Source organism: Streptomyces sp. CB02980 (assembly GCF_014451325.2).
Taxonomy (GTDB): Bacteria; Actinomycetota; Actinomycetes; order Streptomycetales; family Streptomycetaceae; genus Streptomyces.
On sequence record NZ_JACSCH020000003.1, the window covers coordinates 135,023 to 155,807 of the forward strand.

A 20,785-nucleotide genomic window follows, 5' to 3' on the forward strand; every position below is an offset into this window, starting at 1 on the left:
CCCGGGCGGAGTCAGGGAACTGATCGCCAGCCGCGATGGCATTCAATCACTTACCAGCAGCCATGCACGACGCCTTGGAAGCATTGTCCGTCATGGCAGTGACACACTCGGTGCCGATGGCCAAGAATCAGCGCCCCCGTCGACCCGCCGGAGACACGGGCAGCCGCCCCTCCCCCGGCATGATCCTCGACCGACTCTCGTCGGGCGAGAGCCGGACCGCGCGCATCACTCATACGGAGCACATGCCCGCCCGGGAGGGTCGTCATGCCGTCTGGCCGCATCGCATCCGTCCGGAGGTGATCGCGGCGATCGAGGCGGCCGGGATCGAGCACCCCTGGGCACACCAGGCGGAGGCCGCCGAGCACGCCCTGGACGGCGAGAACGTGGTGATCGCCACCGGCACCGCCTCGGGCAAGTCGCTCGCCTACCTCGCCCCGGTCCTGAGCACCCTCCTGGACGGCTCGGAGGCCCCGAACGGTCGCGGGACCACCGCCCTGTACCTCTCGCCCACCAAGGCCCTCGCCGCCGACCAGCGGCGCGCCGTCCGGGAACTGGCCGCCCCGCTCGGCAACCGGATCCGCCCCGCCGTCTACGACGGCGACACGCCCGTCGAGGAACGCGAGTGGGTCCGCCAGTACGCGAACCACGTGCTGACCAACCCCGACATGCTGCACCGGGGCATACTCCCCTCCCACCCCAGGTGGGCCTCCTTCCTGCGCTCCCTGCGCTACGTCGTGATCGACGAGTGCCACACCTACCGGGGCGTCTTCGGCTCCCATGTCGCCCAGGTGCTGCGGCGACTACGCCGGATCTGCGCCCGGTACGGCTCCGAGCCGGTCTTCCTCCTCGCCTCCGCCACCTCGGCCGAACCGGCCCTCGCCGCCGGCCGTCTCACCGGCCTGCCGGTCACCGAGGTCTCCGACGACGCCTCCCCGCGCGGCGAGCTGGTCTTCGCCCTGTGGGAGCCGCCGCTGACCGAGCTGCACGGTGAGCGCGGAGCGCCCGTGCGCCGCACCGCCACGGCGGAGACCGCGGACCTGCTGACCGACCTGACCCGCCAGGGCGTCCGCTCGGTCGCGTTCGTACGCTCCCGGCGCGGCGCCGAGCTGATCTCGGTGATCGCCCAGGAACGCCTCGCCGAGACCGACCGCGCCCTCGCCCGGCGGGTCGCCGCCTATCGCGGCGGCTACCTCCCCGAGGAGCGCCGGGCCCTGGAGCGGGCCCTGCACTCCGGCGAGCTCCTCGGCCTGGCCGCCACGACCGCCCTGGAGCTGGGCGTGGACGTCTCGGGCCTGGACGCGGTCCTGATCGCCGGCTACCCGGGCACCCGGGCCTCCCTGTGGCAGCAGGCGGGCCGCGCCGGCCGTTCGGGGGAGGGCGCCCTGGCGATCCTGATCGCCCGCGACGACCCGCTGGACACCTTCCTGGTCCACCACCCGGAGGCGATCTTCGACCAGCCGGTCGAGTCGACCGTCCTCGACCCGGACAACCCGTACGTCCTCGCCCCCCATCTGTGCGCCGCCGCCGCGGAGCTCCCGCTGACCGAGGCCGACCTGGCCCTGTTCGGCCCGGCCGTCCCCGACCTGCTGCCCCAGCTGGAAGGCGCCGGCCTGCTGCGCCGCCGCTCCACCGGCTGGTACTGGACCCGCCGCGAGCGGGCCGCCGACCTCACGGACATCCGGGGCGGTGGCGGCAGCCCCGTCCGGATCGTGGAGGCCGGCACCGGCCGGCTGCTCGGCACGGTCGACGAGGCCGCCTCCCACGCGGCCGTCCACGAGGGCGCCGTCCACCTCCACCAGGGCCGCACCTACCTGGTGCGGGAGCTCGACCTGAAGGACTCCGTGGCACTCGTGGAGGAGGCCGTCCCGCCGTACTCCACCACTGCCCGCGACACCACCTCCATCGCCGTCCTGGACACCGAGACCGAGATCCCCTGGGGAGCCGGCCGCCTCTGCTACGGCTCCGTCGAGGTCACCAACCAGGTCGTCTCCTTCCTGCGCCGCCGCCTGATCACGGGCGAGGTGCTGGGCGAGACCAAGCTCGACCTGCCGCCCCGCACCCTGCGCACCCGGGCCGTGTGGTGGACGGTCACCGAGGACCAGCTCGACGCCGCCCGGATCACCCCGGAGATCCTCGGGGGCGCCCTGCACGCGGCCGAGCACGCCTCCATCGGCATGCTGCCGCTCTTCGCCACCTGCGACCGCTGGGACATCGGCGGAGTCTCCGTACCGCTCCACCCGGACACCCTGCTGCCCACCGTCTTCGTGTACGACGGCCACCCGGGCGGCGCGGGCTTCGCCGAGCGCGCCTTCCACACGGCCCGTGCCTGGCTGACGGCCACCCGGGAGGCCATCGCCTCCTGCGAGTGCGAGGCGGGCTGCCCGTCCTGCATCCAGTCCCCGAAGTGCGGCAACGGCAACGACCCCCTCCACAAGCGCGGCGCGGTCCGCCTCCTCACGGAGATCCTCCGAGAGGCTCCGGAGCCCCCGCAGACACGTGAGACGCCCGAGGCACCCGAGACGCCGCCGGCGGAGGGGCCTGAGGGCCCGCCCGGGACCTGACCTCCGGCCGGTAGGGGCCGCGTGCGACCCGGGCGGTCACCTCCGCGAGCTCGCCCCGCACCGCGCAGCCCACCAGCTCGGCGCCCTGCGCGGCGGCCACCCGGGCGGCGGCGGCACAGGCCTCGGCCTCGCCCCACAGCGCCCGGTCGGCGGCGGCGAGCGCCGCCAGATCGGCCGCCCCGCCGGCCCGGTGCCTGGCCGCCACCGCCTGCCCGAGCGCGAGCACCGCCCCGAACACCACGCACAGCGCACAGGCCGCGAACGCCGCCCACACGGTCGCCGCACCCCGGTCCCGGCCGCGCGCGTCGGCCGTCACGGCGGGCTTCCCTTCTCCGGGGCGCCCGGTGCCGGGCCGCCGATCGTCGCGTCCTCCGCGAGCGCGGCGGCCTCCGCCCGCAGGGTCAGCCCCATGCCCCGGGGGCCCGGGGCCGGGGCCTCCACCGTCACCCGCCACAGCTCCCCCGACCGCGTCACCGCGACCCGGGCGCCCTCTGGCGCGGCGGCCCGCGCGGCCGACTCGGCGGAGGCCACGGGCTCGGCGCGGGCCGCGACCCGCGCCCCGGCCCGCGCCGCGTCCACACAGCGGATCTGCGCGGCGGCCGCCGCCAGCGCCCAGAGCAGGGTGACCGTGAAGAGGGCGAGGACGGGCAGCACCAGTGCCGCCTCCACGGTCACGAAACCCCGGTCAGAACGGCGCATCGAGAGCCTTCCCGATCATCGACTCCAGCGCTCCCGAGACCGTCCCGCTGGTCACGATCTTGTACAGGACCGCGGCGAACCCCGCCGCCGCGATCGTCCCCACCGCGTACTCGGACGTGGTCATCCCCTCGTCCCGGCGCGCCGCCTCCCGCCGCGCCCGCCACCAGTCGCCCATCGCCGCCTTGACTCCCATGCCGACCTCCTCGATCCGTCGTTCTCGTCGTGTCATGCCGTTCATCCGTCCAGAAGTCCCGTCGCCAGACCGATCACCACCGGGGCCACTCCCACCGCCAGGAAGGCCGGCAGGAAGCAGAGCCCCACGGGCCCGCTGATCAGGACCTGCGCCCGGCGCGCCCCGGCCGCCGCCGTCCGGGCGCGGGCCGACCGCAGCGCGGCCGCGTGCCGGGCGACGGCCTCCGCCGCGGGTGCCCCCGAGGAGCCGGCCCGTTCCATGCAGCGTGCAAGGCCCGAGGCGCCCGGTATCGCGCCGAACCTCCGCCACACCTCGGCCGGTTCGCCGCCGAGCCTCAGTTCGGCCGCCGTACGGGTCAGTCGCTCGCCCAGGGGGCCGCCGAGGGACCGCCCGACGGCCTCCGCCGCCTCCCCGGGCCCGGCTCCGGCCGAGGCGCAGGCCGCCAACAGATCCGCGGCCAGCGGAAGATGCCGCACTGCGTCGTCCTCCGTGTCCGCCGGCGCGGCGGACCTGCTCGCCGCTCCACGTCTGACGGCCGCGACAACCAGAACGGCGGCGATCAGACCGCCGAACACCCCGAACAGCACCCAGCCGAGCCCGGCCGCCCCGAAGGGCGCCACCCAGTGCCCCGCCCACCGCGGCAGCCCGGACCGAATCCTCCGCGGTCGAGGGTCCGGGGCGGGGGCGGGGGCCGGCAGCAGGTCTCGCAGCCTCCGCCGCATCCCGCGCGCCCTCCGCCCGCACACCAGCTCCCGCACTCCCTGCTCGCACCAGACGATCGCCGCGGCCGCCACCGCTGCCACCTGCACGGCCCCCCTCACGCCCGCTCCCCTCCTCGGACGATCCGCGCGGCCCACCACAGCCCGGCCGCCTCCAGAGCCCCGCCCACGACGAGGCAGCCCAGGCCCGCCGGTGTGTGCAGCAGCACCCGCAGCGGGTCCGCGCCCAGAGCCGCTCCGAGGGCGACACCGGCGAGCGGCAGCACCGCGAGGACGGCCACCGTCGCCCAGGCCCCGGCGAGTTCGGCGCGCAACCGCTCGCGCTGCTCGCGGTGGTCCCGCAGAGCCGCTTCGAGCCGGTCGAGGCCGGCGGCCAGGCCCGCGCCGCCGTCCACGGCCACCTGCCAGCACGCCGCCATCCCCGCGAGCCCGTCGGCGCCGTCCTGCCCGGCCGCTCTCCGCAGGGCCTCCGGCACGTTCCCGCCGAACCGGGCCGCCGCGAGCACCGCCGCCTCCTCGTCGCCGAGCGCGCCCGTCTCACGGGCCCCGAAGGACAGGGCCTGCGCGGGCTGCCAACCGGCCCTCAACTCCCCCACGACGGCCCCGCACAGGGCCACCACGCGCTCGGCCCGCGCCTCGCGTTCCCTCCGGCGACCGGCCTCCCGCAGCCGCCGCCCGACGACCGGCACCGCGACCACCCCCAACACCAGCGGAAGCGGCGACTCACCGAGCACCGCGACGACTCCCGCCACCGGCAGACACAGCCAGGCCCGCCGCCCCCGCAGCACGGCCCACCAGCGCGCCGCCGCCGCCGACCACACCACGGGGCCACCGAGAGTCCCGGGGAGCCCGGCGTCCCCACCGGCGAGCACCATCCGCGCCCGGCCCGTGACGCGCCTCCGCTCGACCGCCTCCCACAACGCCACGACCGCGCAGACCGCCAACGCCGCCTGGGCCACGTCCCGTACGGACACCCCCGTCGTGCTCACGCTCCCCCTCCGATCAGCGACCTCAGCCGCTCCCAGCCCCGCTCCCGCACGAACCCGGCCGCGCCCCACCGCAGCGCGGGAACCGTCCGCACCAGGCCGTCCCGGTCCCGCTCCAGGACGTGCGCCTCGGCGATCCGCCGACGCCCGTCCCGGTCCCGCGCCAGATGGAGCACCACCGACAGACCGGCCCCCAACTGGCTGTGCAGGGCGGCCCGGTCGAGCCCGGCCGCCGTCCCCAGGGCTTCGAGACGCGCCGGCACGTCCGCCGCGGTGTTGGCGTGGACCGTGCCCGAGCCGCCTTCATGGCCGGTGTTGAGAGCGGCGAGCAGATCGACCGCCTCACCGCCCCGGACCTCGCCGACCACCAGCCGGTCCGGCCGCATCCGCAGCGCCTGCCGGACCAGGTCCCGCAGGGTCACGAGTCCGGCGCCCTCCTGGTTCGCGGGCCGTGCCTCCAGACGCACCACGTGCGGATGGTCGGGCCGCAGCTCCGCCGAGTCCTCGGCGAGGACGATCCGCTCCCGCTCCCCCACCAGGCCGAGCAGGGAGGCGAGCAGTGTGGTCTTCCCCGTCCCGGTGCCGCCGCTGACCAGGTAGGACACCCGGGCGTCGATGAGTGCGCGCAGGATGGGGGCGCCGCCCGGCGGCACCGTGCCCGCCGCCGCCAGCTCCTCCAGGGTGAAGGCGCGCGGGCGGACCACCCGGAGCGACAGACAGGTCGAGCCGACCGCCACCGGTGGCAGCACCGCGTGCATCCGGGTGCCGTCGGGCAGTCGCGCGTCCACCCAGGGCCTGGCGTCGTCGAGCCTGCGTCCGGCCACCGCCGCAAGCCGTTGCGCGAGCCTGCGCACGGCGGCGGCGTCGGTGAAGGACACCGGGGCCCGCTCGAGGCCGGCGCCCCGGTCCACCCACACCCGGTCGGGTGCCGAGACCAGGACGTCGGTGACGGCCGGGTCGGCGAGCAGCGGTTCGAGCGGCCCGGTGCCGATCAGCTCGCACCTCAACTCCTCGGCCACACCCAACACTTCCGTGTCGCCGAGCAGCCGCCCCTGCGCCCTCAGCGCCGCCGCGACCCGCGCCGGGGTGGGCTCGGACCCGCTTGCCGCGAGCCGCTGCCGCACCGCGTCGAGCAGCCCCGCGCCGCCGGTCACGCCGCACCGCCAGGGGCGAGGGCGCACTCCCAGAAGGCGTCGCAGAACCGGCCGAGGGGACCACGGGGCTCGGCGCCCGGCGGCACGCCCGCGTCCTGGTCGGCCACGATCCCCGGGTCGTAAGGGAGTTCACCGGCGAGCGGCAGCCGCAGCGCGTCGGCGACCCATCGCTCGTCCAGCCCGGCCGCGTACGGTCCGCGGACCACGGCCCGCAGGTCGCGCACGCCCATGGAGAGGGTCGACGCCACCCGGTGCGCGGCCGCGACGGCCCTCAACTCGCCCGGCACGACGAGCAGTCCGAGGTCGAGCTGGGCCAGGGCCTCGACGGCCGCCGAGTCGGCCGCGCGCGGCAGGTCCACCACGACGACCCCGCCCCGGCGGCGGGCCGCCGCGAGCACGGACCGCACGGCCTCGGCCGGCACCGACGCCGCGGGCTCCCTGCCCCAGCTGAGCACCCGGACGCCCCGCACGGACGGCAGGGACTCCTCCAGGGCGCCACCGGCGAGCCGGCCCTTCGAGGCCGCGAAGTCGGGCCATCGTCTGCCCTCCTCGCGCTCGCCGCCGAGCAACACGTCGAGTCCCCCGCCCAGGGGGTCGCCGTCGACGAGCAGGGTGCGCCGCCCGGCTCGCGCGGCGGCCAGCGCGAGACCACAGGCCAGGGTGGAGGCGCCCGCGCCGCCTCGGCCGCCGACGACCCCGACGGTCAGGGCCTGCCGGCCCACGCCCTCGGCCGCGTCGGCGATGCGGTCGACGAGGAGGCCCTCGGCGTCCGGCAGCCGCAGGACGCACTCGGCCCCGATCTCGACGGCGAGCCGCCACACCCCCGAGTCGTCCCGGTCGCGCCCGACGAGGACGGTCCCCGGGCGGCGCGCCGCTCCCCGGCATCGCGCCGCGGCGTCGTCGCCGACCAGGACGAGCGGTGGGTCGGTCCAGCTCGCCCGCCGCTCCGGCACCCGGTGGTGCACCTCGGGTTCGACCCCGGCCGCGGCGCACAGCCGCAGGAGGTCGTCGAGCAGTCCGAGGTCCTCGGTGACGATCAACGGCCCCGTGCGGCGCTGCTCTTGGGCGCCGGGTCCGTCCGGACCACTCGGCACCGGGGCCCGATCCGCCCCGCTCGACACCGAGGTCCGCCTCGTACCCCTGACCCCGGAAGTCCTGGACGCCTCCATGACACACACCCCATCTCGCGATTCCTGCCGTTCGCGAACTTCGCGACAGGAATCACCGTGGGGCCGAACCGGAAATCCTGGGGATCCTGCCGAAAAACTGGGGATATCCGAAGCCCTGTGAATATCTTCGCCACTCCTCCGGGGGCTGCCCGGAACGCATCCTGCCGGTTACTGTGAGTGATGAATCGAGGGCCCGGCGGAGCGCGGGACGATGCGTGGCCGACGGCCGGAAGGAAGGAGGCGGACGATGTCCCACAGCGCCAAAACGGCTCCGGACATGCGACGACCCCAGCCGGGGGGGAGAGCTGGGGTCGTCTCTCCGGCCGACTCGGGGGGGGGGAGGAGCCGGACCGGGTTAGCACGGTCGCGAACGATCCGTGACTTCCATGGTGTACCCGAGAGCCTTCTCAGGCAAACCCACGCGCCCCAGCGTACGCCGAATGGCGGGCACCTATGCTCAGGCTTGTGGAAAACCACTCCTTGCCGCGCACAGCCGCCTTCTTTGACCTGGACAAGACGGTCATTGCGAAGTCCTCGACGCTGACCTTCAGCAAGTCCTTCTACCGGGGCGGACTGATCAGCCGCCGCGCCGCCCTGCGGACGGCCTACATCCAGTTCGTCTTCCTGGCAGGTGGGGCCGATCACGACCAGATGGAGCGGATGCGTGAATATCTTTCCGCGCTCTGCAAAGGCTGGAACGTGGCCCAGGTGAAGGAGCTCGTCGCCGAGACCCTTCACGACCTGATCGACCCGATCATCTACGACGAGGCCGCCTCCCTCATCGAGGAGCACCACGCCGCCGGACGCGACGTCGTGATCGTCTCGACCTCCGGCGCCGAGGTCGTCGAGCCGATCGGCGAGATGCTCGGCGCCGACCGGGTCGTCGCCACCCGGATGGTGGTCGGCGAGGACGGCTGCTTCACCGGTGAGGTGGAGTACTACGCCTACGGGCCGACGAAGGCCGAGGCCGTCCGGGAGCTCGCGAAGTCCGAGGGCTACGACCTCTCGCGCTGCTACGCGTACAGCGACTCGGCGACCGACATCCCCATGCTGGAGGCCGTCGGCCACCCGTACGCGGTCAATCCGGACCGGGCACTGCGCCGCGAGGCCGTGGCGCGGGAATGGCCGGTTCTCGCCTTCGAGAAGCCGGTGCGGCTCAAGCAGCGGCTGCCCGAATTCCGTATGCCGCCCCGGCCCACGCTCGTCGCCGCGGCGGCGGTGGGCGCGGCGGCCGTGGGGGCCGGACTCGTCTGGTACGCCGCCCGGCGTCGGCAGGCCGCGCTCGCCCATCGGCTCGCGGATGACTTTGCCCGAATTTGAGCAATGAGCAGAGAAGTGGAGCCAGCACTTTCGCTTCTACCCCGACAGGAGTAGAAAGGAATCAGGCCCGCGAGACCGAGGACATCCGAGAGGATCACCTGTTGAGCATGAAGGCCCCACGGACCTAGCACAGAAACCGAGCACCCACGCGACGTCGACCCGTCGATTACGGGCCAGCCGCACCAGGCCACGGGCAAAGTTCCCGGCCTGATGGGCACATATTCGAGGACGCATGGTAACTGGGTAGACGTGCCAGCGGCGGTACCAGAACTGGTGCCGCCGCAACCCGTTCCGGGCCCCCGCGAGGGGCCCGGACTCGTTTTGTCAGGACCGGGATTCGGACCGCGCGGCCGTCCGTCCGAGGCCGGGATCCGGACCCGCGCCGCCGTCCGCGCCGCGCCGGTTCAGGCCGCGCCGCGCCGGTTCAGGCCGCGCCGCGCTGGAGGGCCTCGCACACGGCCGTCGACTCGCGGACACCGAGTTCCACCGAGCGCCCGCAGTGCGCGATCCAGCCGCCCACACCCTCCGGGGTCCCCGACAGATACCCCTCGAACGCGGCGACGTACGCGGCCCGTCCCTGCTCCGCGTGACCGACCTCCGCCGGGCAGATCGCCTTGGGGTCGAGGCCACTGCCGACCAGCGCGATCCGCTCCGCGGCCCGTGCGACCAGGCCGTTGTACGAGGTGAACGGGCGCAGCGCGAGCAGCTCGCCGTGGACCACGGCGGCCGTCACCAGCGCGGGGGCCTCGCCGCCCGCGACGATCAGCTCCGCCAGCCCGTCGAGTCGTCCGCCGACCTCGGCGGGCGTCGGCAGCGGGGCCGTGACCAGCGGTTCGTCGACCCCCTCGCCGTCCAGCCGGGGCCGGCCCACCGATGCGCCCGGGTCGCCCGCGGCGACCAGGTGGAGCCGGGCGAGGACCCGCAGCGGCGACTGGCGCCAGATGGAGAGCAGCTGCCCGGCCTCGGCGCCGAGCCGCAGCGCGGCGCCGACCGTGCGGGCCTCGGCGTCGGAGCTGAAGTCGGTGCGGCGGCGGACCTCTTCCAGGGCCCAGTCGGCGCCGGACAGCGCGGCCGAGCCGCGCGCCCCGCGCAGGGCCGCCTCGGAGGAGATCTCGTTGCTGCGACGGCGCATCACACGGTGGCCGTAGACCCGGTCGACGGCCTTGCGTACGGAGTCCACCGCGTCGGCGACGCCCGGCAGGGAGCCGAGGGCGGCCAAGGGGTCAGAGGCGTGCGTACTCATAAGTAGGGAGGCTACGCGCCCCGGCGGCCCGCCCCACGATGGAGTGGTCTTCTTCACGCATCACGACCACGCGGCGCGTTCATACCACTACCCTAGGTGAACATGAAGATCGCTTTCGTGGGGAAGGGCGGCAGCGGCAAGACCACGCTGTCCTCGCTCTTCATCCGCCACCTCGCCGCCAACGAAGCCCCGGTCGTAGCCGTCGACGCCGACATCAACCAGCACCTGGGTGCCGCGCTCGGCCTGCCCGACGCGGACGCCGCCGCGATGCCCGCGATGGGCGCGCATCTGCCGCTGATCAAGGAGTACCTGCGGGGCAGCAACCCGCGGATCGTCTCCGCGGACACGATGATCAAGACGACGCCGCCCGGGGAGGGTTCACGGCTGCTGCGGGTGCACGAGGAGAACCCGGTCTACGAGGCCTGCGCGCGGACGGTGCCGCTCGACGACGGCGAGATCCGTCTGATGGCGACCGGTCCCTTCACGGAGTCGGACCTCGGGGTGTCCTGCTACCACTCGAAGGTCGGCGCGGTGGAGCTCTGCCTGAACCACCTGGTCGACGGCGCCGACGAGTACGTGGTGGTCGACATGACCGCCGGCTCGGACTCCTTCGCCTCCGGCCTCTTCACCCGCTTCGACATGACGTTCCTGGTCGCCGAGCCGACCCGCAAGGGCGTCTCGGTCTACCGCCAGTACAAGGAGTACGCGCGGGACTTCGGCGTCGCGCTGAAGGTCGTCGGCAACAAGGTGCAGGGCCAGGACGACCTGGACTTCCTGCGCGCGGAGGTCGGGGACGACCTGCTCGTGACGGTGGGCCACTCGGACTGGGTCCGCGCGATGGAGAAGGGCCGTCCGCCCCGCTTCGAGCTCCTGGAGGCGGAGAACCGCATGTCGCTCCAGGCCCTCCAGGACGCGGCGGACGACTCGTACGCCGACCGCGACTGGGACCGCTACACACGCCAGATGGTCCACTTCCACCTGCGCAACGCGGAGAGCTGGGGCAACGCCAAAACCGGGGCCGACCTGGCTGCGCAGGTCGACCCCGACTTCGTACTCGGCGAGCCGATGACCGCGCGGCTCGGCTGACCGCACCAGCCACCACGACGGCGGACGGAGTCCGACGCAGCGCCACGAAGCCCGCAAGGCGCCCCGGCGCCGAGCGGCGCAAGGGGAGCAGAAAGAAGGGGCCCGGGGCCGACCTGGCTGCGCAGGTCGACCCCGACTTCGTACTCGGCGAGCCGATGACCGCGCGGCTCGGCTGACCGCACCAGCCACCACGACGGCGGACGGAGCCCGACGCGGCGCCGGCCTCGGTGCCGTTCAGCCTGCTTGACGTCCGTCGGTGGGGCGGGCGGCCGCCGGGGCCGTGGCACCTGCCGCCGCCGGGGCGGCCGGGGCGGTTGCCGGCTGGGGGGAGAGGAAGGCCTTCCAGCCGGCCGACGGGGCCTCGCCGACCTTCAGCGTGCGCATCTTGGCGATGACGTCGGGGTCCTGGGCGTCGAGCCAGTCGGCGAGCTGCCGGAAGGACACGCACTTCACGTCCTTCTGGACGCAGACCGTGGCGATGGTCTCCTCGATGGCCCGCATGTACACGCCACCGTTCCAGGACTCGAAGTGGTTGCCGATGACGAGCGGCGCGCGGTTGCCCCGGTAGGAGCGCTCGAAGGCCTGCACCAGGCCGTCCCGCATCTGGTCGCCCCAGTACTCACGCTGGGAGGGGTTGCCCTGGGTCGTGCCCGGGGACTGGTTGACCATGAAGTTGTAGTCCATGGACAGCGTCTGGAAGGCGCGGCCCGGGACCGGCACGAGCTGGAGCGACAGGTCCCACAGGCCCAGGTCCTTCTTGGGCCAGATGTGGTCGTTGACGCCGCTCGTGTCGTAGCGGAAGCCCAGCTGCGCCGCCGCCTGGACGAAGTTCGTCCGGCCTTCGAGGCAGGGGGTGCGGGCGCCGACGAGTTCCTTGTCGTAGTCGAAGGGCAGCGGCTGCTCGGCGCGCAGCCCCGAGTTGGTCTTCCAGTTCTTGACGAAGGACTTGGCCTGCTTGATCTCGCTCTTCCACTCCTCGACGGACCAGGTGCCGACACCGCCCTCGGCCCCGCAGAAGTGCCCGTTGAAGTGGGTGCCGATCTCGTTGCCCTCCTGCCACGCGCCGCGCAGTTCGCGGACGGTGGCACGGATGCCCTCGGTGTCGTTGAAGCCGATGTCGGAGCGCCCGGCGCTGTGCTGCGGCGGGTCGTAGAGCTCCCGCTTCTCCTCGGGCAGCAGGTACACGCCGCTGAGGAAGTACGTCATGGTGGCGTCGTACTTCTTGCCGACCTTGCGGAAGTGGGAGAAGAGCTTCTGGCTGTCCTCGCCGGCGCCGTCCCACGAGAAGACGACGAACTGCGGCGGGGTCTCGCCCGGCTTGAGGCGCTGCCAGACGGGCTGGTGGGGCTGGGCGCCGGTGAAGGCGGTGGAGCCGTCGCCGATCAGGCGGACCGCGTTCGGCGGGGCGGCGGCCGGTGCCTTCTTGGCGCCCGCACCGCCCGGCGCGCTCTTCGTGGCGGTGCCGTCGGAGCCCGAGCAGCCGGCGAGGCCGCCGATCAGGGCGACGGCGAGGGCACCGGCGGCGAGCGCCTTCCTCTGGGCAGTGGTCCTTCTCCCGGCGGGTGTCATCCGCGCACCTCTCCTCGGTTCCGTGCGAGCGGCGTCAACGTCGCACCGCGACAGCCGGAGTGATGAAACGACAAGCGGCAATCCGCTCACCCTTCACCGGAACCGGTGAATCATTGCCCTGTTTGCCCCGAAAATAATGCCGGAGTCTTTACTCTCCATTACGATCCATTTACCGAGCGTTGATACTCGCCCCGGCGGGAATCCCGCCTTGCCGCCGCCATGCATCCCGCCGCTGCACGCCGTGACCCACGGCCGCGAGCCCCCACGTTCGTCCCGCACGAACCGCGACCGCGCCGCCCCGGAGGAGACGGGAATGACCCTCTGCACCCCTGCCCGCACAACCAACCGGCCCCGCGTCCAACGGCCCCACAGCCCGCCGGAGCCGCCACGCCGCTTCCGTATCGCCGGCGCCGATCTGTCGGCGTCCGTCGCCGTCTTCCTGATCGCGCTGCCGCTCTCGCTCGGCATCGCGCTCGCCACCGGAGCCCCGCTCCAGTCCGGCCTGGTCGCCGCCGCCGTCGGCGGTCTGGTCGCCGGCCGGTTCGGCGGCTCCCCGCTCCAGGTGAGCGGTCCCGCCGCCGGCCTCACCGTGGTGACCGCCGAGCTCATCCAGCTGTACGGCTGGCGCACCACCTGCGCCATCACCGTGCTCGCCGGGCTCGTCCAACTCGGGCTCTCCGCAATCCGGGTGGCCCGCTCGGCGCTCGCCGTCTCGCCCGCGATCGTGCACGGCATGCTCGCCGGCATCGGCGTCACCATCGCCCTCGCCCAGCTCCACATCGTGCTCGGCAGTACCCCGCAGAGCTCCGCCGTCGACAACGTCCTCGGCCTGCCCGCCCAGTTGGCGCACATCCACCCGGCGGCGCTCGGCATCAGCGCCCTCACCGTGGCCGTGCTGCTGTGCTGGCCCCGGCTGCCCGGCCGGGCCGGGAAGCTCGTACGCAAGGTCCCGGCAGCGCTCGTCGCGGTGATCGGCGCGACGGCGGTCGCGGCGTTCGCCGGGCTCACCGTCCCGCGCGTCGACCTGCCCTCCTGGAGCAGTCACGCCCTGCCCGGTCTGCCCGAGGGCCCGGCACTCGGCATCATGGCCGGGGTGCTGACGATCACCCTGGTCACCAGCGTGCAGTCGCTGCTGTCCGCCGTCGCGGTCGACAAGCTGGTCGCCGCCCGCCCGGACGGCGGCCGGGGCGTCCCGCGCTCCGCCCTCGACCGCGAACTCGCCGGTCAGGGCGCCGCCAACGTGGTCTCCGGGGCGCTCGGCGGCCTGCCGGTGGCCGGCGTCGCGGTCCGCAGCGTCGCCAACGTCTCGGCGGGCGCGGTGAGCCGCGCCTCCACGATGCTGCACGGCCTGTGGATCGTGCTCGCGGCCCTGCTGCTCGTGCCTGTGCTCGACCTGATCCCGCTGCCCGCGCTCGCCGCCCTGGTCATGGTGGTCGGCATCCAGATGGTCAGCATCACCCACATCCGTACCGTCACCCGGCACCGCGAGGTCGTCGTCTACGCGGTGACGCTGTCCGGCGTCGTCCTCTTCGGCATCCTGGAGGGCGTCGCCCTCGGCATCGGCGTGGCCATCGCCGTCGCCCTGCACCGGCTCGCCCGGACCCGGATCACCCGCGAGGAGCGGGACGGGCGCCAGCTGCTGCACGTCCGGGGCCAGCTGACCTTCCTCGCCGTGCCCCGGCTGAGCCGTGCCCTGCACCAACTGCCGCACGGCTCCGACGTGGTGGTCGAGCTCGACGGCTCCTTCATGGACCACGCCGCCTACGAGACGCTCAGCGACTGGACCGCGGGACACCTCGCCCACGGCGGGACGGTCGAGACGACCGGCCCCTCCGGGACGAGGATCGCCGAGCCCACCCCCTCGGCCGCCGCCGCGCACACCTGCTGCCGGCCCTGGACCCCGTGGCACAACCACCAGTGCGGTGAGCAGCCAGACGAGCGGCCCGACGAGGCCGTGGAGACCCCTCGTACGACGGGTCTGAAGCTGGCCAGCGGCATCGGCAAGTTCCAGCGGAACACGGCCCCGCTGGTCCGGGACGAGCTCGCGCGGCTCGCCCGGGAGGGCCAGACCCCCTCGCAGCTCTTCCTGACCTGCGCCGACTCCCGCCTCGTCACCAGCATGATCACGTCGAGCGGCCCCGGCGACCTGTTCACCGTGCGGAACGTCGGGAACCTCGTCCCCCTGCCCGGCGAGGAGAGCGGCGACGACTCGGTGGCGGCGGCGATCGAATACGCGGTGGAGGTGCTGCGGGTCGAGTCGATCACCGTCTGCGGCCATTCGGGCTGCGGCGCGATGCAGGCCCTGCTCAACGCCGGGCCGGACGACCCGCCGACCCCGCTCCGCCGCTGGCTGCGCCACGGCCGGCCCAGCCTGGAGCGGATGGTGAGCCGGAGACACGCCTGGGCCCGGATCTCCGGGCGGCTTCCGGCGGACGCGGTCGAGCAGCTCTGTCTGACCAACGTGGTCCAGCAGTTGGAGCACCTGCGGGCGTACGAGCCGGTGGCGCGGCGGCTCGCCGAGGGCACGCTCTCGCTGCACGGCGTGTACTTCCATGTGGGCGAGGCGCAGGCGTACCTCCTCTCCGGGACGGACGAGGTGCACTCGTACGACGACGTCTTCACCCAGGTCATGCCGACGGAGCCCCTGGAAGCGGCGAGAGCGTCCTGATCAGGGACGGGGCAGCGCGTCCTGAACCTTCCGCTCCCCCGGTCCGTGAGACTGTGTGGCCCCTTCTCCCACCGCTCGGGGGAAGGGGCCCCCGCACGCCATACGACTCACAGGTCTAAACCAATTGCCTGGAGGCTCTTGTCACCCGGGCCTCCGACTGATGAGCTATGACACGGGACACATACGCACAGAGGACGCCCTGGGAAAGGGAGATGTCGTGAGCAACGAAAGCCTGGCCAATCTGCTTCGGGAAGAGCGTCGATTTTCGCCGCCCGCCGAGCTGGCCGCGCACGCCAACGTGACGGCGGAGGCGTACGAGCAGGCCAAGGCGGACAGGCTGGGCTTCTGGGCCGAGCAGGCCAAGCGCCTGACCTGGGCCACCGAGCCGACCGAGACCCTCGACTGGTCGAACCCGCCGTTCGCCAAGTGGTTCGCGGACGGCGAGCTGAACGTCGCGTACAACTGCGTCGACCGGCACGTGGAGGCCGGCCACGGCGACCGGGTCGCCATCCACTTCGAGGGCGAGCCGGGCGACAGCCGCTCGATCACCTACGCCGAGCTCAAGGACGAGGTCTCCAAGGCGGCCAACGCCCTGACCGAGCTGGGTGTCCGCAAGGGCGACCGCGTCGCCGTCTACCTGCCGATGATCCCCGAGGCGGCCATCACGATGCTGGCCTGCGCCCGCGTCGGCGCCGCCCACTCGGTGGTCTTCGGCGGCTTCTCGGCCGACGCCGTGGCCTCCCGCATCCAGGACGCCGACGCCAAGCTGGTCGTCACCGCCGACGGCGGCTACCGCCGCGGCAAGCCGAGCGCCCTCAAGCCGGCCATCGACGAGGCCGTCGCCAAGTGCCCGCAGGTCGAGCACGTCCTCGTGGTCCGCCGTACGGGCCAGGACACCGCGTTCACCGAGGGCCGCGACGTGTGGTGGGACGACATCGTCGCCCGCCAGTCCGCCGAGCACACCCCGGAGGCCTTCGAGGCGGAGCACCCGCTCTTCATCCTCTACACCTCGGGCACCACGGGGAAGCCGAAGGGCATCCTGCACACCTCCGGCGGCTACCTCACCCAGGCCGCGTACACCCATCACGCCGTCTTCGACCTCAAGCCGGAGACGGACGTCTACTGGTGCACCGCCGACATCGGCTGGGTCACCGGGCACTCGTACATCGTGTACGGCCCGCTGGCCAACGGCGCGACGCAGGTGATGTACGAGGGCACCCCGGACACCCCGCACCAGGGGCGGTTCTGGGAGATCGTGCAGAAGTACGGCGTCACGATCCTCTACACGGCGCCGACCGCGATCCGCACGTTCATGAAGTGGGGCGACGACATCCCCGCCAAGTTCGACCTGTCGAGCCTCCGGGTGCTCGGTTCGGTCGGCGAGCCGATCAACCCCGAGGCCTGGGTCTGGTACCGCGAGCACATCGGCGCGGGCAAGACCCCGATCGTGGACACCTGGTGGCAGACCGAGACCGGCGCGATGATGATCTCGCCGCTGCCGGGCGTCACCGAGACCAAGCCGGGCTCCGCCCAGCGACCGCTGCCGGGCATCGGCGCGACCGTCGTCGACGACGAGGCCAACGAGGTGCCGAACGGCGGCGGTGGCTACCTGGTCCTCACCGAGCCGTGGCCGTCGATGCTCCGCACCATCTGGGGCGACGACCAGCGCTACATCGACACGTACTGGTCCCGCTTCGAGGGCAAGTACTTCGCCGGTGACGGGGCGAAGAGGGACGAGGACGGCGACATCTGGCTGCTCGGCCGGGTCGACGACGTCATGCTCGTCTCCGGTCACAACATCTCGACCACCGAGGTCGAGTCGGCCCTCGTCTCGCACCCGGCCGTCGCCGAGGCGGCCGTCGTCGGCGCCGCCGACGAGACCACCGGTCAGGCGATCGTCGCCTTCGTCATCCTGCGCGGTACGGCCAGCGAGGACGAGAACCTGGTCGCCGAGCTGCGCAACCACGTCGGCGCGACCCTCGGCCCGATCGCCAAGCCGAAGCGCGTCCTGCCGGTGGCGGAGCTGCCGAAGACCCGCTCGGGCAAGATCATGCGCCGTCTGCTGCGCGACGTGGCGGAGAACCGCGAGCTGGGCGACGTCACGACGCTGACCGACTCCTCGGTCATGTCGCTCATCCAGACCCAGCTGCCGTCCGCCTCCAGCGAGGACTGAGCCCGGCCCGTACGACGCGGGCTCCACGCCCGTACGAAGCGAAACGCCCGCCCCGAGCCAGTGGGGCGGGCGTTTCGCTTGACCTTCTCCGAAGGGACGAAAGCCGCAGAAATCCCTAAAGTGAATCTCGCCGGACCCAACCCACGCTCGTTAGGTAAAGTAAGGATCGCGTCAACGACGCGACAAGAAAACCTAGGTGCGCCGGGAAGTCTGGTCGGCATGTGCTCAGTCCTGCCCACCCGACCGGAGGTTTTCCCACGTGGCCGCGCCCGCACCCACCGACCGCAAGTTCCTCGGCCGTCTCCCCCTGCCCGAGCGCCAGTACCTCACCAACGCCCTGCGCGCCGAGACCGTCGGTGGTGTCCTGCTCCTCGTCGCCGCCGTCGCCGCCCTCATCTGGGCCAACACCCTGAGCGGCAGCTACGAGTCCGTCAGCGACTTCCACATAGGACCCGCCGCCCTCGGCCTCGACCTCTCGATCCAGCACTGGGCGGCCGACGGCCTCCTCGCGATCTTCTTCTTCGTCGCCGGCATCGAGCTCAAGCGCGAACTCGTCGCGGGCGAACTGCGCGACCCCAAGGCCGCCGCGCTCCCCGTCATCGCCGCGCTCTGCGGCATGGCCGCGCCCGCCCTCGTCTACGTCCTGGTCAACACCGTCGGCAACGGTTCGATGGACGGCTGGGCCGTCCCCACCGCCACGGACATCGCCTTCGCGCTCGCCGTCCTCGCCGTGATCGGCACCTCGCTGCCCTCCGCGCTGCGCGCCTTCCTGCTCACCCTCGCCGTCGTCGACGACCTCTTCGCGATCCTGATCATCGCGATCTTCTTCACCAGCGACCTGAACTTCGCCGCGCTCGGCGGCGCCTTCGCCGGACTCCTCCTCTTCTGGCTGCTGCTCCGCAAGGAGGTCCGCGGCTGGTACGTGTACGTCCCGCTGGCCCTGGTCATCTGGGGCCTGATGTACAACAGCGGCGTCCACGCCACCATCGCCGGTGTCGCCATGGGCCTGATGCTCCGCTGCACCACCCGGGAGGGCGAGAAGCACTCCCCCGGCGAGCACATCGAGCACCTCGTCCGCCCGCTCTCGGCCGGCCTCGCCGTCCCGCTGTTCGCGCTCTTCTCGGCCGGGGTGAGCATCTCCGGCGGCGCGATCCACGACGTCTTCACCCAGCCCGTCACCCTCGGCGTCGTCCTCGGTCTCGTCGTCGGCAAGGCCGTCGGCATCTTCGGCGGCACCTGGCTCGCCGCCCGCTTCACCCGTGCGGAGCTCAACCCCGACCTGACCTGGCCGGACGTCTTCGCCGTCGCCACCCTCGCCGGCATCGGCTTCACCGTGTCGCTGCTCATCGGCGAGCTCGCCTTCGCCGGGGACGAGGCCCTCACCGACGAGGTGAAGGCCGCGGTCCTCATGGGCTCGCTCATCGCGGCCGTCCTCGCCTCGGTCCTGCTGAAGCTGCGCGTCCGCAGGTACCAGGCCCTCGTCTCCGACGAGGAGCGCGACGACGACCAGGACGGCATCCCCGACATCTACGAGGAGCACGACCCGGCGTACCACCTTCGGATGGCCGAGATCTACGAGAAGAAGGCCGCGGAACACCGTGAGCGCGCCCAACTGGCGGGGGCACCGCGCGACGGGGCCGACCGTCCGGCATGATCTGAGTCGGACCGCGTAGAAGAGAACTCGGACCGCAGAAGAGAAGAGGGAGCAGCGATGAGCGACCCGTACGACGGCACCGAGCGCAGCCTCGGCCAGCTGGTCGCCTCGGCGACCGCCGAGATGTCCGCACTGGTGCACGACGAGCTCGCCCTGGCCAAGGCCGAGATCAGGCAGGACGTCAAGCGCGGTGTGATCGGGAGCGCGGCCGGCATCACGGCCGCGGTCGTGCTGCTGTTCTCGCTCCCGATGCTGAGCTTCGCGCTCGCGTACGCCATCAACACCTGGACCGGCGGGCACAACGGCAACGGGGGCTGGAACCTCGTCTGGTGCTTCCTGCTCTCCTTCGCGGCGAACGTGCTGCTCGCGGTGCTGCTCGGCGTGATCGCGTACGCCAAGTTCAAGAAGGTCAAGCCGCCGGAGAAGTCCATCGCCTCGGCCAAGCAGACGGCCGCGGTGATCTCCACCGTCAAGCCGCACCCGCGTCCGGAGCCCGCCAAGGCACTGGACAAGGCGCTGGACAAGGCCCCCACTGTGGCACGCTCGTCCGTATGACCCTCCCCGAGAGCAGCAACGGCGGGCCCGTCCGGCTCGACGGGCCGTGGACCCATCGCGACGTGGCCGCCAACGGCGCCCGCTTCCACATCGCCGAGATGGGCGACGGCCCGCTGGTGCTGCTCCTGCACGGCTTCCCGCAGTTCTGGTGGACCTGGCGCCATCAGCTGCCCCTGCTCGCCGAGGCCGGGTTCCGGGCCGTCGCGATGGACCTGCGCGGGGTCGGCGGCAGCGACCGCACCCCCCGGGGTTACGACCCCGCCAACCTGGCCCTCGACGTCACCGGCGTGATCCGCTCGCTGGGCGAGCCGGACGCGGCGCTCGTCGGGCACGACCTGGGCGGCTACCTCGCCTGGACGGCGGCCGTCATGCGGCCCAAGCTGGTGCGCCGGCTCGTGGTCTCCTCGATGCCGCACCCGCGCCGCTGGCGTTCGGCGATGCTCTCCGACTTCGCCCAGTCGCGGGCCGGTTCGCACATCTGGGGCTTCCAGCGGCCGTGGCTGCCGGAGCGTCAGCTCGTCGCGGACGACGCGGCGCTGGTGGGCGAGCTGATCCGGGACTGGTCGGGGCCGCAGCCCGTCCGCGCCTCCGAGGAGCAGGCGATCGAGGTGTACCGGCGGGCGATGCTGATCCCGTCGACGGCGCACTGCTCGATCGAGCCGTACCGCTGGATGGTGCGGTCGCTGGCCCGCCCGGACGGCATCCAGTTCAACCGGCGCATGAAGCGGCCGGTGCGGGTGCCGACCCTGCATCTGCACGGCTCCCTCGACCCGGTGATGCGGACCCGCAGCGCCGCGGGATCGGGCGAGTACGTGGAGGCGCCGTACCGCTGGCGGCTCTTCGACGGGCTCGGTCACTTCCCGCACGAGGAGGACCCGGTGGCCTTCTCGACGGAGCTCGTCAACTGGCTGAAGGACCCCGAGCCCGACCGCTGACGGTCCCCGGCCGAGCGCTGACGGTCCCTCTGGCCGCTCCGGTGCGTACAGACTTCCTTCGAACGGCCATGTGCCTCGCGCATACTCCGATTGGCGGGCCC

The 20,785-nt window shown here is 73.0% G+C and carries 17 protein-coding genes; 8 read left to right on the forward strand and 9 right to left on the reverse strand.

All coding sequences use genetic code 11. The annotated features are described in order from the left end of the window. Positions 1-35 precede the first annotated feature (35 nt). A complete protein-coding gene (locus tag E0F75_RS07490) occupies positions 36-2,561 on the forward strand; it encodes a DEAD/DEAH box helicase (RefSeq protein ID WP_187621730.1) in 2,526 nt (841 codons plus the stop codon). Here E0F75_RS07490 and E0F75_RS07495 read toward each other — a convergent pair. Genes E0F75_RS07495 through ssd form a run of 7 tightly spaced genes read right to left on the reverse strand, consistent with a single transcriptional unit; the run spans position 2,455 to position 7,481 of the window. After that, the gene (locus E0F75_RS07495) at positions 2,455-2,877 is read right to left on the reverse strand and encodes an Rv3654c family TadE-like protein (protein ID WP_229312576.1); all 423 of its coding nucleotides are present in this window, start codon (positions 2,875-2,877) and stop codon (positions 2,455-2,457) included. The genes E0F75_RS07490 and E0F75_RS07495 overlap by 107 nt on opposite strands. Next, complete coding sequence (locus tag E0F75_RS07500; RefSeq protein ID WP_187621731.1) at positions 2,874-3,260, reverse strand: TadE family type IV pilus minor pilin; 387 nt, start codon at positions 3,258-3,260, stop codon at positions 2,874-2,876. The genes E0F75_RS07495 and E0F75_RS07500 overlap by 4 nt, the downstream gene beginning before the upstream one ends. Next, positions 3,247-3,489, reverse strand: a complete 243-nt coding sequence (locus E0F75_RS07505; RefSeq protein WP_374115377.1) for a DUF4244 domain-containing protein — start codon at positions 3,487-3,489, stop codon at positions 3,247-3,249. Before E0F75_RS07505 ends, E0F75_RS07500 begins: the two co-directional genes overlap by 14 nt. A gap of 5 nt (positions 3,490-3,494) precedes the next feature. After that, positions 3,495-4,274 carry a type II secretion system F family protein gene (locus tag E0F75_RS07510; protein ID WP_229312577.1) on the reverse strand — a complete coding sequence of 260 codons (780 nt, stop codon included), beginning with the start codon at positions 4,272-4,274 and terminating at the stop codon, positions 3,495-3,497. Next, positions 4,271-5,161 (reverse strand): type II secretion system F family protein, encoded by an 891-nt coding sequence (locus E0F75_RS07515; protein ID WP_374115379.1) that lies wholly within the window; start codon positions 5,159-5,161, stop codon positions 4,271-4,273. The genes E0F75_RS07510 and E0F75_RS07515 overlap by 4 nt, the downstream gene beginning before the upstream one ends. Beyond that, positions 5,158-6,312 (reverse strand): TadA family conjugal transfer-associated ATPase, encoded by a 1,155-nt coding sequence (locus E0F75_RS07520; RefSeq protein WP_187621732.1) that lies wholly within the window; start codon positions 6,310-6,312, stop codon positions 5,158-5,160. The genes E0F75_RS07515 and E0F75_RS07520 overlap by 4 nt, the downstream gene beginning before the upstream one ends. Next, the gene (ssd, locus tag E0F75_RS07525) at positions 6,309-7,481 is read right to left on the reverse strand and encodes a septum site-determining protein Ssd (protein WP_229312578.1); all 1,173 of its coding nucleotides are present in this window, start codon (positions 7,479-7,481) and stop codon (positions 6,309-6,311) included. The genes E0F75_RS07520 and ssd overlap by 4 nt, the downstream gene beginning before the upstream one ends. A gap of 453 nt (positions 7,482-7,934) precedes the next feature. On the opposite strand from ssd, the gene E0F75_RS07530 reads away from it, so the two are divergent. Continuing rightward, positions 7,935-8,801 carry an HAD family phosphatase gene (locus E0F75_RS07530; protein ID WP_187621734.1) on the forward strand — a complete coding sequence of 289 codons (867 nt, stop codon included), beginning with the start codon at positions 7,935-7,937 and terminating at the stop codon, positions 8,799-8,801. Between the two features lie 424 nt (positions 8,802-9,225). On the opposite strand, the gene E0F75_RS07535 is transcribed toward E0F75_RS07530, so the two are convergent. Then, positions 9,226-10,044 carry an oxidoreductase gene (locus E0F75_RS07535; protein ID WP_187621735.1) on the reverse strand — a complete coding sequence of 273 codons (819 nt, stop codon included), beginning with the start codon at positions 10,042-10,044 and terminating at the stop codon, positions 9,226-9,228. Between the two features lie 102 nt (positions 10,045-10,146). Here E0F75_RS07535 and E0F75_RS07540 point away from each other — a divergent pair, with 102 nt between their 5' ends. Continuing rightward, positions 10,147-11,130, forward strand: a complete 984-nt coding sequence (locus E0F75_RS07540) for an ATP-binding protein (RefSeq protein ID WP_187621736.1) — start codon at positions 10,147-10,149, stop codon at positions 11,128-11,130. Between the two features lie 234 nt (positions 11,131-11,364). On the opposite strand, the gene E0F75_RS07545 is transcribed toward E0F75_RS07540, so the two are convergent. Then, entirely contained in the window at positions 11,365-12,699 is a 1,335-nt protein-coding gene (locus E0F75_RS07545) for a hypothetical protein (protein WP_187621737.1), read from the reverse strand. Positions 12,700-13,012: 313 nt separating this feature from the next. On the opposite strand from E0F75_RS07545, the gene E0F75_RS07550 reads away from it, so the two are divergent. From E0F75_RS07550 to E0F75_RS07570, 5 genes are all read left to right on the forward strand, one after another. Then, positions 13,013-15,367 carry a bifunctional SulP family inorganic anion transporter/carbonic anhydrase gene (locus E0F75_RS07550; protein ID WP_187621738.1) on the forward strand — a complete coding sequence of 785 codons (2,355 nt, stop codon included), beginning with the start codon at positions 13,013-13,015 and terminating at the stop codon, positions 15,365-15,367. A gap of 217 nt (positions 15,368-15,584) precedes the next feature. Further along, positions 15,585-17,540, forward strand: a complete 1,956-nt coding sequence (gene acs, locus E0F75_RS07555; protein ID WP_187621739.1) for an acetate--CoA ligase — start codon at positions 15,585-15,587, stop codon at positions 17,538-17,540. A 259-nt stretch (positions 17,541-17,799) separates the two neighbouring features. Next, complete coding sequence (gene nhaA, locus E0F75_RS07560) at positions 17,800-19,194, forward strand: Na+/H+ antiporter NhaA (RefSeq protein ID WP_187621740.1); 1,395 nt, start codon at positions 17,800-17,802, stop codon at positions 19,192-19,194. Positions 19,195-19,251: 57 nt separating this feature from the next. Continuing rightward, complete coding sequence (locus E0F75_RS07565; protein ID WP_187621741.1) at positions 19,252-19,749, forward strand: phage holin family protein; 498 nt, start codon at positions 19,252-19,254, stop codon at positions 19,747-19,749. Then, on the forward strand, positions 19,746-20,684 hold the full coding sequence (locus E0F75_RS07570; protein WP_187621742.1) for an alpha/beta fold hydrolase: 939 nt from the start codon (positions 19,746-19,748) through the stop codon (positions 20,682-20,684). The genes E0F75_RS07565 and E0F75_RS07570 overlap by 4 nt, the downstream gene beginning before the upstream one ends. The last annotated feature ends 101 nt before the right edge of the window (positions 20,685-20,785 follow it).